At 67.0% G+C, this 15,668-nt stretch carries 12 protein-coding genes; 8 read left to right on the top strand and 4 right to left on the bottom strand.

The window, feature by feature from the left end:
* Window positions 1-260 precede the first annotated feature (260 nt).
* From AC1RL5_RS03395 to AC1RL5_RS03360, 8 genes are all read left to right on the top strand, one after another.
* A complete protein-coding gene (locus tag AC1RL5_RS03395) occupies window positions 261-1,418 on the top strand; it encodes an LLM class flavin-dependent oxidoreductase (protein WP_041118346.1) in 1,158 nt (385 codons plus the stop codon).
* Window positions 1,419-1,437: 19 nt separating this feature from the next.
* Complete coding sequence (locus AC1RL5_RS03390; protein WP_103407269.1) at window positions 1,438-2,490, top strand: ABC transporter substrate-binding protein; 1,053 nt, start codon at window positions 1,438-1,440, stop codon at window positions 2,488-2,490.
* A gap of 37 nt (window positions 2,491-2,527) precedes the next feature.
* On the top strand, window positions 2,528-3,586 hold the full coding sequence (locus AC1RL5_RS03385) for an ABC transporter substrate-binding protein (protein ID WP_011061460.1): 1,059 nt from the start codon (window positions 2,528-2,530) through the stop codon (window positions 3,584-3,586).
* A gap of 504 nt (window positions 3,587-4,090) precedes the next feature.
* Complete coding sequence (locus AC1RL5_RS03380; RefSeq protein WP_072450563.1) at window positions 4,091-6,361, top strand: TonB-dependent receptor; 2,271 nt, start codon at window positions 4,091-4,093, stop codon at window positions 6,359-6,361.
* Between the two features lie 190 nt (window positions 6,362-6,551).
* The gene (locus AC1RL5_RS03375) at window positions 6,552-9,023 is read left to right on the top strand and encodes a TonB-dependent receptor plug domain-containing protein (RefSeq protein WP_123577864.1); all 2,472 of its coding nucleotides are present in this window, start codon (window positions 6,552-6,554) and stop codon (window positions 9,021-9,023) included.
* A gap of 250 nt (window positions 9,024-9,273) precedes the next feature.
* Window positions 9,274-10,041, top strand: coding sequence for an ABC transporter permease (locus tag AC1RL5_RS03370; RefSeq protein ID WP_019094960.1), 768 nt, complete (start codon window positions 9,274-9,276; stop codon window positions 10,039-10,041).
* A 10-nt stretch (window positions 10,042-10,051) separates the two neighbouring features.
* Window positions 10,052-10,813, top strand: a complete 762-nt coding sequence (locus AC1RL5_RS03365; RefSeq protein WP_015635737.1) for an ABC transporter permease — start codon at window positions 10,052-10,054, stop codon at window positions 10,811-10,813.
* A 9-nt stretch (window positions 10,814-10,822) separates the two neighbouring features.
* A complete protein-coding gene (locus tag AC1RL5_RS03360) occupies window positions 10,823-11,620 on the top strand; it encodes an ABC transporter ATP-binding protein (RefSeq protein ID WP_011061466.1) in 798 nt (265 codons plus the stop codon).
* Between the two features lie 184 nt (window positions 11,621-11,804).
* Here the strand turns inward: AC1RL5_RS03360 and AC1RL5_RS03355 are convergent, their stop codons facing one another.
* Genes AC1RL5_RS03355 through AC1RL5_RS03340 form a run of 4 tightly spaced genes read right to left on the bottom strand, consistent with a single transcriptional unit; the run spans window position 11,805 to window position 15,640 of the window.
* The gene (locus AC1RL5_RS03355) at window positions 11,805-12,569 is read right to left on the bottom strand and encodes an ABC transporter permease (protein ID WP_011061467.1); all 765 of its coding nucleotides are present in this window, start codon (window positions 12,567-12,569) and stop codon (window positions 11,805-11,807) included.
* The gene (locus AC1RL5_RS03350; RefSeq protein WP_072450248.1) at window positions 12,569-13,768 is read right to left on the bottom strand and encodes an ABC transporter substrate-binding protein; all 1,200 of its coding nucleotides are present in this window, start codon (window positions 13,766-13,768) and stop codon (window positions 12,569-12,571) included. The genes AC1RL5_RS03355 and AC1RL5_RS03350 overlap by 1 nt, the downstream gene beginning before the upstream one ends.
* Window positions 13,734-14,573, bottom strand: a complete 840-nt coding sequence (locus tag AC1RL5_RS03345; protein WP_258610798.1) for an ABC transporter ATP-binding protein — start codon at window positions 14,571-14,573, stop codon at window positions 13,734-13,736. The genes AC1RL5_RS03350 and AC1RL5_RS03345 overlap by 35 nt, the downstream gene beginning before the upstream one ends.
* Window positions 14,570-15,640, bottom strand: a complete 1,071-nt coding sequence (locus AC1RL5_RS03340) for an acyl-CoA dehydrogenase family protein (protein ID WP_011061470.1) — start codon at window positions 15,638-15,640, stop codon at window positions 14,570-14,572. The genes AC1RL5_RS03345 and AC1RL5_RS03340 overlap by 4 nt, the downstream gene beginning before the upstream one ends.
* Window positions 15,641-15,668 lie beyond the last annotated feature (28 nt).

Below are 15,668 nucleotides of genomic sequence, written 5' to 3'. Positions count from 1 at the left end.
CCAGCGAAGGCGCCCGCAAGGACAGCACAATGTTCAAGGGCCTGTTCGCCGGCAAGGAGGCGCTGGGTTGTTGCGCGCTCAGCAGCGGTTGCTGCCGGGGTGCTGCTACAGCAGCACCAGGGCCCTGCGCTAGGCCGGCTGAAGCCCCCGAACCCCCGCCATGGTGGGCTGCGACGGCCATGGCATGGCCGTTGCAATTACTCCCTGACAGGCGTCTTCGCACCCGCGCGGCGCAACGGGTTACTGAATCAGGAGCACCCATGAGCACTGAATTTTTCTGGCGCCTGCCGCTGGGCACCGACGGCCCGCAGTTGAGCACCGACAAGCACAATCGCGGCAACCCCCACCCCCGTGCCGGGCATATCGCCCCCGGGCGCCTGGCCAACGGCGAGCCCGACGGTTTCACCTACATCGACTACATCGCCCAGGTGGCCAAGGCCGCCGAGCTGGCGGGCTTCGAAGGCGCCCTGCTGCCTACCGGCCCCGAGCCCTGGGTGGTGGCCGCGGCCCTGGCCCGGGAAACCCGGCGCATCCGCTTTCTGATCGCCTTCCAGGCCACCTGGACCCTGCCGGCCTACGCCGCCCAACAGGCGGCGATCCTGCAGAACCTCAGCCACGGCCGCCTGGACTGGAACATCATCACCGGCGGCAACCCGGTCAGCCAGCGAGCCAATGGCGATTACCTGGACCACGACCGGCGTTACCAGCGCACCGGCGAGTTCCTCGACATCATCCAGGGCCTGTGGCAGAACGAACGCTTCTCCTATGACGGCGATATCTACCAGCTGGAGAACGGCGCCCTGCCCCCGGGCCTGCAGCAGGAACGCAAGCCGGGGGTGTATTTTTCCGGTTTCTCCGATGCGGCCCTGGACGTGGCGGCGCGGCACGCCGACGTCTACCTCAACTGGGCCGAGCCCATCGACCAGCTCAAGCCCCACATCGAGCGAGTTCGCGAGCTGGCGGACAAACAGGGGCGCACGGTGCGCTTCGGCCTGCGGGTCGATCTGTTCGCCCGGGAAACCGAAGAGCAGGCCTGGGCCGACCTGCGCCGCCAGTTCGACAAGCTCGAAGGCAAGGGCAGCCTGATCGCCAAGAACTTCACCAGCGGCTCGGATTCGGTGGGCGCTGCGCGGCAGACCGCCTACCACCAGAACGTCGACCGCTTCGACGACCTGATCCTCGGCCCCAACCTCTGGGCCGGCTTCGCCAAGGCCAAGCCGGGGCCCACCGTGGGCCTGGTGGGCAGCCACCAGAACGTTGCCGAGCGCCTGGCGGAGTACCGCGATGCCGGTTTCTCCACCTTCATCCTGGCGGGCAACCCGCACCTGGAAGAAGCCCTGCGCATCGGCCAGGAAGTCCTGCCCCTGGTGCAGCAACGCCCCGTCGCCCAGGCGACGCCGCTACAGGCCCGCGCCTGAGCCTATAAGGAGCCCGTTCATGTCCCATCCTCTGGATACCCTCTGGTACACCCGCTGCCCGGTCCCCACGGGCCTGGGCATTGCCGTGCAGAAAGGCTGGCTGCAAGACAGCCTCGGCGCCCTCGGCACCCAGGTGCAGTCGCTGCGCGAGTCCAGCGACCAGGCCGTGCGCGAGTCGCACTTCGATCACAGCCTGCGCAACTCGGTGCGCCACGGCGGCAGCATCCCGGCCCTCTGGGCCCGGGCCCAGGGCCGGGAAACCCGGCTGATCGGCCTGTCCTGGGCCGATGAGGTGCAACTGATCCTGACCCGTGCCGACAGCGGCATCCACCGCATCAAGGACCTCAAGGGCCGACGCTTCGGCCTGCCGGACTGGGCCGGCGCACAGATCGACTTCACCCGCGCCCAGGCCCTGCGCGGCCTGGAAAACGCCCTGGGCCTGGACGGCCTGCAAGTGGGCGACCTGCAATTGGTGAACTACCGCTACGGCGGCACCTTCAGCGACCCCCAGGTGCAGACCCTGGCCGACACCCCGGTCAGCGCCCAGCCCAGCAGCGGACGCAACCTGGAACTGCAGGGCCTGCTGCGAGGCGAAGTCGACGCGATCTTCCTCAAGGGCGCCAGCGCCGCCCGCCATGCCCATGAGTTCGGCCTGCGTACCCTGATCGACACCGGCGCCCACCCCGACCCGCTGATCCGCTGCAACAACGGCACACCGCGCACCCTGACGGTGGACAGTCATCTGCTGGAGCAGCACTTGGACGTCGCCACCGGGATTCTCGGCGCGGTGCTGCGGGCCGAAGACTGGGCCCGCCACCACCCGGAAGACACCCGCCGCTACCTGGCCCGGGAAACCAACAGCAGCGAGTACTGGATCAGCGCCGCCTATGGCGAGGATGCCCACCTGCGCCTGCGCACCGGCCTGGAAGAACAGGCCATCGACGCGCTGCAGGATTTCAGCGCCTTCCTGCGGCGCTGGCGCTTCATCCCGCAGCAGGTGGATGTGCGCCAATGGATCGACCGCCGGCCGCTGGATGCGCTGCTGGCTACCCCTACCGCTCTGGCCGGCTGACCGCGCCAGGTTTCATGGATTCGAACTGAAGACCCTTATGAGCAAATCACTCGATACCCTCTGGTACACCCACAGCCCGGTGCCCACCGGGCTCGGCATCGCGGTACAGTCCGGACGCCTGGCAGAGGCCTTCCTGCCGTTCGGCACCAATATCCAGTCCCTGCGCGAATCCAGCGAACGCGAAGTGCGCGAGGCCCACTACGACCACCACCTGCAGAACTCGGTGCGCCACGGCGGCAACATCCCGGCCATCTGGGCCTACTCCAGCGGCGTGCAGACCCGGGTCCTGGGCTTGTCCTGGAGCGACGAGGTGCAGTTGATCCTGACCACCGCCGAAAGCGGCGTGAAGAGCATCCGCGACCTGAAGAACCGGCGCTTCGGCCTGCCCAAGTGGGCCAACGTGCAGATCGACTTCACCCGGGCCCAGGCCCTGCGCGGCCTGGAGAACGCCCTCAGGCTCGAAGGCCTGGAAGTGGCCGATGTGGAACTGGTGGACTACCCCTACGGCGGCACCTACAGCGACGAGCAGAAGCAGCACCTGTACGGTTCCGAAGTGAGCCTTGGGGTGACCCGCTTCAGCCGGCGCAACAACGAACTGATCGGCCTGCTGCGGGGCGATATCGACGCAATCTTCCTCAAGGGCGCCCACGCCGTGCACCTGGCCAACGAGTTCGGCCTGCAAGTGGTGGTGGACACCGGTTCCCACCCCGACCCGCTGATCCGCTCCAACAACGGCACCCCGCGTACCCTGACCGTGGACACCCACCTGCTGCGCGAGCACTTCGACGCCAGCGTGAAGATCGTCGACACCGTATTGCGCACCGAACAATGGGCCTGGGCCAACCCCGAGGAAACCCGGCGCTTCCTGGCCCGGGAACTGAACACCAGCGAGTACTGGGTGGCGGCCGCCTATGGCGAGGATGCCCACCGACGCCTGCGCACCACCCTGGATGCGCGATCCATCGAGGCCTTGCAGGACTTCACCGATTTCCTGCATCGCTGGCAGTTCATTCCAAGGCGTTTCGACGTGCGCGAGTGGATCGACTTCAGTGTGCTGGAGACGGTCATCGGCTCCACCTCCCGCGTGGCGGTATAACCCGACGAACTGACGGTGGAACCCGTAGGAGCTGGCTTGCCAGCGAAGACATCAGCCCAGGCGATGCATGCCTCACGGGCCTCTTCGCCGGCAAGCCGGCTCCTACATAAGCAGGTACACCGCATCCCTGCGTAGGAGCTGGCTCGCCAGCGAAGGCGCCAGCCCAGGCGATGCATGTCTCGCGGGCCTCTTCGCCGGCAAGCCGGCTCCTACGGGCTTGGGGGGCCGGTGCTGGCGCAGCAACAGTCCAGCGGGCAATCGGTGCTGCTCCAGCAGCACCAGCCAAGCAACTTCTGCTGAATCCTGCGCAGGATGTTTTAAACCTCTGGCCCGCAACTTTTCACGCCTGCCAAACCCCTCTCTAAAACACTCAAACGAATTTAAATTAATCCTTGTTTTTCAATGGCTTGATCAAACTAACGCTTACCCATAAAACCCACTAAGCCTCTTGGCACGTTCTCTGCTCTAGCCCTCTTAGCGAAACTTTAAATGGGGGAGTTCAACATGCATAAGCTTAATCCGATCACCAAGAGTCTATGGCTGGCACTGGCGCTCACCGGGGGCACATTCAGCCAGGACCTGCTGGCCGCTGAAACCACAGGCACCGACACCACCGGGAACAGCAGCGAACCCGCCCTGAAGACCGTCACCGTCACCGCCCAGCACCGGGAGGAAACCCTGCAAGAGGTTCCGGTGGCGGTGTCCGCCGTACAGGGCACCAGCCTGGTGACCGACGGGGTGCGCAACATGGGCGACATCACCACCTTCATCCCCAACGCCTCGGCCAAGAACCCCGACGGCGACGGCCGCCCACGCTGGTACATCCGCGGCCTGGGCACGGGCGACACCGGGGCGGCCACGGTGTTCCCGGTGGGCATCTACGCCGATGATGTCTACCTCAACGCGCCCATCGCCGGCGGCGGGCCGCTGTTCGACCTGGAGCGCATCGAGATCCTGCGCGGGCCTCAGGGCACCCTGTACGGCAAGAACACCACTGCCGGTGCGGTCAACGTGATTTCCAAGAAGCCGACCTTCGACACCGACGGCTACGGCACCCTGGGCATCGGCAGCAAGAGCGAGCGCATCCTCAATGGCGCCATCGGCGGTGCCCTGGTGGATGACAGGCTGGCGGCGCGGCTTTCGCTGTATTCGGAAGAACGCGACGGCTTCCAGAAGAACCTCACCGACGACCATACCTACGGCGACGTCGACAAGAAGGCCGTGCGCCTGCAGTTCCTGGCCAGGCTCAACCCGGACCTGGACGCCCTGCTGAAGATCCACGCCCGGGAATACAAGGGCGACGGCAGCAACGGCTCGCTGCCGGTGGGCCGTTACTACAACGTCGGCTACCAGCGGCCCGACGGACGCAACATCGCCCTCAACGTCAACGAGGATGCCAAGCTCGATCACGACGGTACGTCCCTGACCCTGAACTGGCACCTGGGGGACTACACCCTGACCTCCATCAGCGCCTACGACTACATTCGCGGGCAGTCCACCAGCGACGCCGACTACACCCCCTACGAAGTCAACGGCGCGGCCATCAGCGACAACCGCTACAACCAGTACTCCCAGGAACTGCGCCTGGCCTCGCCGCAGCAGGAAACCCTGCGCTGGCTGGCGGGGGTGCACTACTTCCATGAGGACCTGGACAGCTCGGCCAAGCGCCTCATCACCCCGGGCCCCACGCCCAACGGCACCGGCTCCAACCAGACCGGCGGCGCCACCGACTTTCGCGACCTCAACTACCAGCACACCACCGACAGCTACGCGCTGTTCGGCAACCTGACCTACGACTTCACCGACAACTTCACCGTGACCGGCGGCCTGCGCTGGACCCAGGAAAAGAAAGACATCGACCTGGACCTGACCCAGCTCACCCGGGCCACGGCCAACGGCCCGCTGATCCCCCTGGGCGCCGCCGGCAGCAATGGCAGCCGCGACGAGAGCAAGACCTGGGAAGCCTGGACCTACGATCTGACCCCGGAATACCGGATCAACGACAACGTCCGGGTGTTCTTGCGCTACGCCCACGGTTTCCGCTCCGGGGGCTTCAATACCGGGCTGTCCACCAGCCTGGCGCAGTTGACCACGGTGGACCCGGAGAAACTCGACGCCTACGAGATCGGCCTCAAGTCGGAATGGTTCAACCACCGCCTGACGGCCAACGCCAACGTCTTCTACTACGACTACTCGGACATCCAGGTGAACCTGCTGACGGTCAACAACGGCGTGCTCACCACGGCCCTGACCAATGGCGCCAAGGGCAAGGTCAAGGGCGCGGAACTGGAGCTCGAAGGCCAGCCCACCGACTATCTGCACCTGCGGGCGGCGATCTCGTTCCTGGATACCGAGTACACCGACTTCAAGAACACCAACCCCAACACCGGCGCGGTCACCGGCGACTACAGCGGCAACAGTTTCGTGCGCTCGCCGCGCAACGTGGTGTCCCTGGGGGCCGACTACACCATTCCCCTGGAGATCGGCGGCAAGCTGGTGGCCGGCGGCGACGTGAGTTTCCGCGACAAGGAGTACTTCCTCGCCGACCGCCAGAGCAGCGCCGACAAGACCCTGAGCCAGCCCCACTACACCCTGGCCAACACCCGCCTGACCTGGTTCAGCCCGGATGAAAAGCTCAGCGTCACCGGCTTCGTCAACAACCTCACCGACCGCCGCTACCAGGTCCATGGCCGGCCCAACGGCACCCTGGGGCAATACGTCATCACCTACGGCGACCCGCGCACCGTGGGCCTGAGCGTCACCAGCCGCTTCTGACGCCCGCGGCAGGCCACCCGAACCCTGATTTCCGGGCCGCCGGTATCGCCCACCACCGCACCCACCCTGTAGGGGCCGGCTTGCCGGCGAAGAGGCCCGCAAGCCTTGCGCCGTCCATGACGACGCCTTCGCTGGCAAGCCAGCGCCTACAGGGGCGGTTGGGGTCATTCATTTCACAAGGAATCCAAAGATGTTCCATCGCAATCCGTTGGCCGGCGCCGTGGCGCTGGTCGTCGGCAGCCTTGCCGTGCCCGCGTTCGCTGCCCAGACCTCAAGCAATGCCCCCGGCGCAAGCGCCGATCACCTGGACACGGTGGTGGTGCTGGGCACCCGGCGCAGTGATGTAACGGCCCTGGAAAGCGCCGCACCGGTGGACGTGCTGTCCGCCCAGCAGTTGCAGCAGACCGGGGCCAGCGACCTGTCCGGCGCCCTCACCGCCCTCTCGCCTTCGTTCAGCTACCCGCAGTCGCCCCAGGGCGCCTTCGCCGGTTCCATCGCCCAGGGTGCTTCCCTGCGTGGCCTGGCGTCAGACCAGGTGCTGGTGCTGGTCAACGGCAAGCGCCGCCACACCAGCGCCAACGTCACCCGCCAGAGCCTGGTCAACGGCCGCGGCGCCGCCGCGGTGGACCTGAGCCTGATCCCCCTGAGCGCCATCGAGCGAGTGGAGATCCTGCGCGACGGCGCCGCCGCCCAGTACGGCTCCGACGCCATCGCCGGGGTGATCAATATCGTGCTCAAGGAAAAGGACGACGGCGGCAATCTCGGCTACCGTTTCGGCGGCTACGACAAGGGCGACGGCCTGCAGCGCAAGCTCAGCGGCTGGAAGGGCTTGAGCCTGCCCAACGACGGCTTTTTGACCCTGAGCTTCGATGCCGGCAGCCAGGACCCGGCCAGTGACACCAACCCCGACAACCGGATCTTCTACCCCGGCTCCACCAGCACCAACACCCCCCGGGAACAGAACAACCGCTACCGCACCTGGCGCTGGGGCTCGGGCAATGTCTCGGACCAGTACAACTTCGCCGCCAACAGCGAGTTCGGCCTGGGCGAGGGGCTGACCGCCTACGGTTTTGCCACCTACTCCCACAAGAACACCGACGCCGAAGGCTTCTTCGACCCGCCCACCACCTTGCGCAACAACTACGGCAGCGACGCCCTGCAACGCTACCCCGACGGCCGCCTGCCGATCACCCGTTACTCGCTGGAGGACTATGCCCTGACCGGTGGCCTGCGCTACGAGGACGAACGCCTGGGCAAGTTCGACCTGGCGCTGAACCACGGTGACAACAGCCTGAAATCCGCCGACCGCAACGCCATCAACCCCAGCTGGGGCGAGGCCAGCCCGGCGAAGATCTACACCGGCAAGCGCGAGGCCGACCAGACCAACCTGACCCTGGACTGGGTGCGGGACTTCCCCACCGACCTGCTGTTCAAGCCCCTGACCCTGTCGGCGGGCCTGGCCTGGCGCCAGGAGAACTACGAACTGAGCGCCGGCGAAGCGGCGGGCTGGCAGAACGGGCCGCTGTTCAATACCGTGGACCCGGTCACCGGGCGGCGCATTCCCGGCTACTACTCGGGCATTACCCAGGTCGACGCCGCATCCCTTGAGCGCAAGGTCTGGGGCGCCTATATCGACGTCGAAGGCCAGATCACCGAGAAATTCCAGGCCGGGGTGGCGGTGCGCACCGAGCACTACTCGGATTTTGGCGACACCACCAACGGCAAGCTGTCGCTGCGTTACGACTTCACCCCGCAGCTCGCCGCCCGGGCCACCGCCAGCACCGGCTACCGGGCGCCGTCCCTGGTGCAGAGCGGGTTGTCCTCGTTCAGCGTGCAAGTGGTGGAGCAACCGCCGGGCAGCGGCAACTACGTCGAGGTGCAGCAACGCACCCTGCGCGCCGACAGCCCGGAAGCCAAGCTGCTGGGGGGCAAGGCGCTGAAGCCCGAGGAGTCCACCAACTACTCCCTGGGCCTGGTCTGGCGGCCGCTGGCCAACGCCTCGGTGACCCTGGATGCGTACCGGATCAACATCGACAACCGCATCACCCTGTCCGACCAGTTGCCGGCCTCGGTGGTCACGCCGATCTTTGCCGGCACCCCTTACGCCAACATCCAGAGCGCGGCGTTCTACACCAACGTCGCCGACACCCGCACCGATGGCGTCGAGCTGACCGGCAACTACCAACTGGACCTGCAGCAATGGGGGCGCCTGAACCTGTCCAGCGGCTACAGCCAGAACAACACCAGGATCACCGCCCTGCGGGACGTGGGCAACATCGCCGGTTCGCAGATCGTCGGCCGCACCACCCAGGGCCTGATCGAGGACGGCACCCCGAAGAACAAGCTGACCCTGAGCGCCAACTGGCTGTACGACAGCTGGGGCCTGACCCTGGCGCAGCGCCGGTACGGGCAATGGAAGAGCCTCAACGCCAGCAACCCGACCCTGGACCAGACCTTCAGCGCGCAATGGGTCACTGACCTGGACATTTCCTATAGCTTCGACAAGGCGCTGAAGCTGTCGGTGGGGGCCATCAACCTGTTCGACACCCACCCGGACAAGGCATCCGGGGCACAGTTGTATGGCGTGCCGAAATACTCCATCACCAGCCCCGAGGGCGCCCAGGGCGCGTTCTACTACACCAGCCTCAGCTACGACTTCTGAGGCCGGACTGCTGCCGGGGTGTTGCCCTGGCAGCAGTGGCTGCTGCCCAGGCATCAATTTCGCTGACAAGCCAGCGCCCACAACCCACCCACCCGCCGCTGCTCCCGTAGAAGCCGGCTTGCCGGCGAACAGGCCCGTAAGCCTTGCACCGCCCCGACCGACGCTTTCGCTGGCAAGCCAGCTCCTACGAGCGCGCGATGGCACAGGTCTTGCGATAGGCATCGGGTACTTCGCCGATATAAGAACCGCCATGGCTCATTCCTTGCGCTGCACGCTCACCTCCCTGACCTGGCTGGTCTCGCCCCTGGCCCTGTTGCTGCTCTGGACCCTGGTGGCCCAGGCCGGGATCTTCCCGCGCAACCTGCTGGTACCGCCGGCCCAGGTGCTGCACACCTTCGAAACCCTGCTGGCCAGCGGCGAGTTGCTGGAGCACTTGCACAACAGCCTGTCGCGCCTGGGCCTGGGCTTTGCCCTGGGGGCCCTTGGCGGCCTGGTGTTCGGGGTGCTGATGGCCCTGTCCAAGACCGTCGAGGCGTACTGCGCGCCGCTGTTCCATACCCTGCGGCAGATTCCCAGCATCGCCCTGATCCCGATGTTCGTGCTGCTGTTGGGCATCGATGAAACCTTCAAGATCGTCATCGTCGCCAAGACTGCGTTCTTCCCCGTGGCCCTGGCCGCCAGCGAGGGGGTCAAGGCCATTCCCCGCAGTTACTTCGAGGTGGCCGACGTCTACCGCCTGCGCTGGCCGACCCTGGTGCGCCAGATCGCCCTGCCCGCCGCGGCACCACCGATCATCACCGGCCTGCGCATCGGCCTGACCCGCTGCTGGGTGGTGCTGGTGGCCACCGAGCTGCTGGCCGCCGACAGCGGCCTGGGGCAGATGATCGAGATGGCCCGGCAGATGCTGCGCATCGATGTGGTGATGGTGGGGATAGTGGTCACCGGCGTGATCGGCTTTGCCCTGGACTTCTCCTTCCGCCGCCTGGAACAGCGCGTGCTGCGCTGGCAAACCCGCTAGGAGCCCTTGCATGACGACTCTACTGGCCAAGTTTCGCGGCCTGCTGCTGCCCCTGCTGCTGATCGGCGGCTGGGAATACCTGTCCCGCCAGGACGCCGCCGGGGCCTACGCCTTCGTGCCGCTCTCCACCATCGCCAGCGCCTTGCTGGAGCTGCTGGGCAACGGCGAGTTGCCGGTCAACCTGCTGGCCAGCCTGGGCCGAGCCAGCGGCGGCCTGCTGCTGGGGACCCTGGCCGGGGTCATGCTGGGAGCCCTGATGGCCCTCTCGACCCTGGCCAACCGCCTGATCGGCCCGCTGTTCCATTCGATCCGCCAGGTGCCGATGCTCGGCTGGATTCCGCTGATTGCCATGTGGTTCGGCAACGGTGAGTTTTCCAAGATGCTGATCGTCAGCCTCGCGGCCTTCTACCCCATGGTGCTCAACACCTACCAGGGCTTTTGCCAGGTGGAACGGCGCTACCGCGAGGTCGGCCAGGTGCTGGTGCTAAACCCGGCGCAGCGGCTGCGGCACATCCTGCTGCCGGCGGCGCTGCCGAGCATTGCCACCGGCCTGTTGCAGGCCCTGGCCTTTGCCTGGGTGACGGCGGTGGGCAGCGAGCTGTTCCTGTCCTCCGGGGCCGGCCTGGGCAACCTGATGATGAACGCCGAAGCCGGCTCACGCATGGAAGTGATAGTGCTCTGCGTGCTGTGCATCGGCCTGTGCGGCTACCTGATGACATTGCTGCTGACCCTTCTGAGCCGCCGCCTGCTGCGCTGGCGCCCTACCCGTTAAGGCCTCCCCATGAATGCGATCGCCCAACACGCCCCGCTCCCCACTCATCTCCACGCCCGGACCGGGGCCCTACAGATCCGCGGCCTGAACAAGAGCTACCGGATCCAGGGCCAGGCCCTGCCGGTACTGCAAGGCATCGACCTGGACGTCCAGCCCGGGGAGTTCGTCAGCATTGTCGGTGCCAGCGGCTGCGGCAAATCCACCCTGCTGCGGCTGATCGTCGGCCTGGAGGGTGACTATCAGGGGCAGATGCTGCTGGACGGCAAGCCAGTGACCGGCACCAGCCTGGAGCGGGGCATCGTGTTCCAGGACCATCGGCTGTTTCCCTGGATGACCCTGGCCCAGAACATCGCCCTGGCACTGAAGAACCACCCCTTGTCCGAAGCCGAGAAACAGCGCCGGGTGGCCGAGCACATCGCCCTGGTCAACCTGCAAGGCTTCGAGCAGGCCTACCCCCATCAGCTCTCCGGCGGCATGGCCCAGCGCGGCGCCATTGCCCGGGCGCTGATCAACCAGCCCAAGGTGCTGTTGCTGGACGAACCCCTGGGGGCGCTGGATGCCCTGACCCGGGTGCGCCTGCAGCACGAACTGCAACGTATCTGGGTGCAGCAGCGCTGCACGGTGATCATGGTCACCCATGACATTGAAGAAGCCCTGTACCTGGGGGACCGGGTAATCGTCATGGACGCGCATCCGGGGCGGATCAAGCATGAGATCCGCGTCGACCTGCCCCATCCCCGGGACCGCTCTTCACCCGTGTTGCAAGGCTACAAAGAGCAGTTGCTGGAGGAACTGGTGGGGCATTGATCGTCCAGGCACCCCGGCGCTGCGCCGGCTCCTACGCAGGTAGCACCGCGATTACGCTGGGCCGTAGGAGCTGGCTTGCCAGCGAAGGTGCCCGCTGGAGCGGTGCAAGGCTTGAGGGCCCATTCGCCGGCAAGCCGGCTCCTACGGGGCGCCGCCGGTGTCGCGCCGGGCCCACCGGCGGGCCTCAGGCGTGGGACCAGCGGCGATGCAGGCCACGGGCCAGGGCGTCGAGGGCAAAACCCAGCACGCCGATCAGCAGCACCATGGCCATCAGTTCCGAATAGGCCAGGCGGTCCCGGGTGTCGAGGATGAAGTAGCCCAGGCCGGCGCTGACCCCGAGCATTTCGCAGGGCACCAGGACGATCCACAAGATGCCGATGGACAGCCGTACCCCGGTCAGCACATGCCCCAGCACCCCGGGCAGGATCACCTTGCGCAGGGTCTCCCAGCGGGTGGCGCTGAGGCTGCGGCTCAGTTGCAGCCAGCGCGGGTCCAGCTGGCGCACGCCGGCCGCGGTGTTGAGCAGGATCGGCCACAGCGCGGCGAACGCCAGGAGGAAGTAGATCGGCTGGTCCCCTACCCCCATCAGCATCACCACCACCGGCATCCAGGACAGCGGCGAGATCATCCGCAGAAACTGGAACGCCGGGGTGGTGGCTGCCTCCAGGTGCCGGTAGCTGCCCACCAGCAGGCCCAGGGGCACGCCGATCAGCAAGGCCAGGAGCAAACCCACCAGGATCCGCTTGAGGCTCACCAGCACATGCTCGTACAGCTCGCCACGCCCCAGCAGTTCCAGCAGGCTGGCGAAGGTCGCCTCGGGGGAGAAACGCGCAGCCAGGCCGTTGCCATCGCCCAGCAGGTGCACCCCCAGCCACCAGCCCAGCAGCAGGCTCGACAGCCCGGCAAGCCCCAGGAGCCAATGGCTCAGGGAAGAAGGTTGCTTGCCCATCAAAGACCGAACTCCTCGCTGCGCTCGAAGCTGTCCGCCAGGCCGAAGGCCTTCAGCCCGCCCACCGAGGCGATGGCGTTGCGCACAAAGCGATCGTCCACCAGGTCCTTGGCGGTGTGTGCCGGGTCAAGGCCGGCCAGAAAGCCCTTGTCGCCCTCGATCAGGGTGTCCTTGAGGCGCTTGACCAACTCTTCGGTGTAGCTGGGGAACGGATACGGCTGGAAGTCGATGCGCTGCTCGTCCCAGTGGCTGTGCTGGATCGCGCCGCTGGCCAGGTAGGCCTCGCGGTCGGCCGCCTCCGGCGCCAGCACCCGGTTGAGCACCTGGGGCGCATGGGGCGTGTAGCGGTTGGCGCCGTCCTTGGACAGCAGTTGCGCGGCCTCGGCGCGGTGGTCGCGGGTCCACAGCTGGGCCTTGACGATGGCGTTGACCACCTTCTGCGACCATTCGGGACGGTTGTCCAGGTCATGCTCGTGCATGAACACCACGCAGCAGGCGTGGTTGCGCCACACATCCCCGGTAAAGCGCTGCACCCGGCCCACCTTGAGTTCCTCGGCCAGGGCATTGAACGGCTCGGCGACGATGTAGCCGGCAATCCGCTTGCTGGCCAGGGCTGGCGGCATGTCCGAAGGCGGCAGCACCACCAGGTTGACCTCGTTGGCCCCCAGGGCACTGCCGGCGGCCTTGCTCACCGGCACCAGGCCGTTGTCGCGAAACAGTTGCTGCACCACCACGTTATGAATCGAATACCAGAACGGGATCGCCACCGACTGCCCCGCCAGTTGCTTGACCTCGGTAATGCCCGGGGCCACGGTCAGGCCGGAACCGCCGACGTGGTTCCAGGCCACCACCTTGGCCGGCACCCGGCTGCCGTAGCGGGCCCAGACGGTCATCGGCGACAGCAGGTGAATCACGTTGACCTGCCCGGAAATGAACGCCTCGATCACCTGGGCCCAACTGCGCAGCAGCACCGGGCGCTCGGCCTTGATGCCCTCGGCCTCGAACAGGCCGTTGTTGTGGGCCACCAGCAAGGGCGTGGCGTCGGTGATCGGCAGGTAGCCGATGCGCACCGGCGCGTCCGGTTCCTGGGCGGCGCGGGCCTGCAGGCTGTTGAGCAGCGGCAAGGCGCCGCCGGCAGTCAGCAGCGCGCTGAGCTTGAGAAAATCACGACGGGTATGAGTGAAGTCGTCCAGGCACATGGTCAATCTCCGACGGTGCAGGCAAAGGGGAAGTGTGGGGGGTGCGGCTCGCCCGCCGAAGGGTCTTGAGAATCTCGATGCGCAGCGCGCCCAGTTCCTCGATCCGCTCGGCGCGCGGCGCCGGCAGCTCGATGTGCCACTGGCCGAGGGTGCGCGCCGGGCTGTTACCCAGTAGCAGCACCCGATCGGACAGCAGCAGGGCTTCGTCGATGTCGTGGGTGATCAGCAGCGCCGCGGTGCGGTGCTGGCCGATCACCTTGAGCAGCAGTTGCTGCATGTCGGCGCGGGTCACCTCGTCCAGCGCGCCGAAGGGTTCATCCAGCAGCAGCACCTGGGGCTGGCGCGCCAGGCAGCGGGCCAGTGCGGTGCGCTGGGCCATGCCGCCGGACAGTTGGGCCGGATAGCGCTGGCGGGCGTGTTCCAGGCCCACTGCGGCAATCGCCTGGTCGATGCGCTCCTTGCGCTGGCGCGGGCTCAGGCGCGGCTGACGGGCAAAATCCAGGCCGAAGGCGACGTTGTGCTCCAGGTTCAGCCAGGGCAGCAGGCTGGGGTCCTGGAATGCCACCGCGACCCGCGGATGAGGGCCGTCGAGGGGCTCGCCCAACAGGCTGACCTGCCCGGCGTGGGGCTTCTGCAGGCCGGCCAGGACCCGCAGCAGGCTGGACTTGCCGACCCCGCTGGGGCCGAGAATGGACACCACCTCGCCGGCCTGCAGGTGCAGGTCGAAATCCTCCAGCACCGTGTGCCAGCCTTGCGCCGCGGGGTAGCCGAGGCTGATCGCCTGTGCGTTCAACAGGCCGCTCATGCTGCCGCATTCCGCGCCTGGCGTTGCAGTTCGGCGCGCAGTTGCACCAGGCTCGGGGTGACGATGGGCACGAAGGCCGACTCGCGCCAGCGCCGGGCAAAGCCGCTGCCGAACTCGCTGAGGTAGGCCTTGCCGCCGCTGGCCTGCAGCTCCAGTTGCACGGCGTTGGCGGTGGCTTCCGCCAGGGCGATGCGCACCCGGAACAGCGCCCCGGGCTGGCTCAGGAAGCGCCCGTCGAGCAGGCCGCTCTTGAGTTCGCCGACGGTCTGCTCCAGGTGCTGGCGTTGTTCCAGCAAGGGTTCGTGGAGGATCGAACGGGCGCCCTCGACATGCTTTTCCACCTCGCTCAGGGCCCGGCGCGCCAGGCCGATGGCCAGGGCGCATTGCAGGCCGAGAAAGGCCGGGCGCACCGCCGGCAGGAACACTCGGGCATCCTCGTGCAGCAGCCAGTCACGGGCCACCGCCACCTGGTTCAGTTCCAGGGCAGCGGTGTTGCTCGATTGCAGGGCCATCAGCTGCAGGTCATCGGAGCGCTGCAACCCGGGCAAGGCATCGGGGATCGCCAGGATGAACGGCGCGCCGCCCTCCTCGCGCTCGATGGCCGCCGCCACCACGAACCCGCTCTTGCGCAGGTTGGTGACCCAGTGCAAACGACCGTTGAGGCTCCAGCCCTGCTCCTGTTCCCGGGCCCGGACCTGCAAGGCCTCGATCCCCGAGAGAAACTTCATGGCATTGGACAGCCCGGTGGCACCGGCCAGCTCGCCGCTGAGCAACGAGGGCAGCAGGCGCTGGCGCAAACCGGCATTGGGGCTGTGCAGCAGGTATTCGATAAAGGCTCGCTGGCCCCAGCAGACAAAGGCCGCCGCCAGGGAATGGCTGGCCACGCTGGCCATGACTTCCAGAGCATCGGTCAGGTCGCCGCCGCTGCCGCCCTGAGCCGGGTCAATACCGACCCGCAGTACCTCGGCGCCCGCCAGCCGGGCGAGGACCTGCTGCGGGTCGCACTGGCCCTGGTCGAGTGCCTGGGCCTGGGCATCCAGCCATTCACTCAATTGCGCATCGAGCATGTGGTTTTCTCCTTGAAAGGGGGCGCCG

The organism is Pseudomonas sp. GW822-FHT06D10, assembly GCF_058799535.1.
Note: the sequence above shows the minus strand (reverse complement) of the source record. Positions and strands in the feature narration are given on the sequence as shown.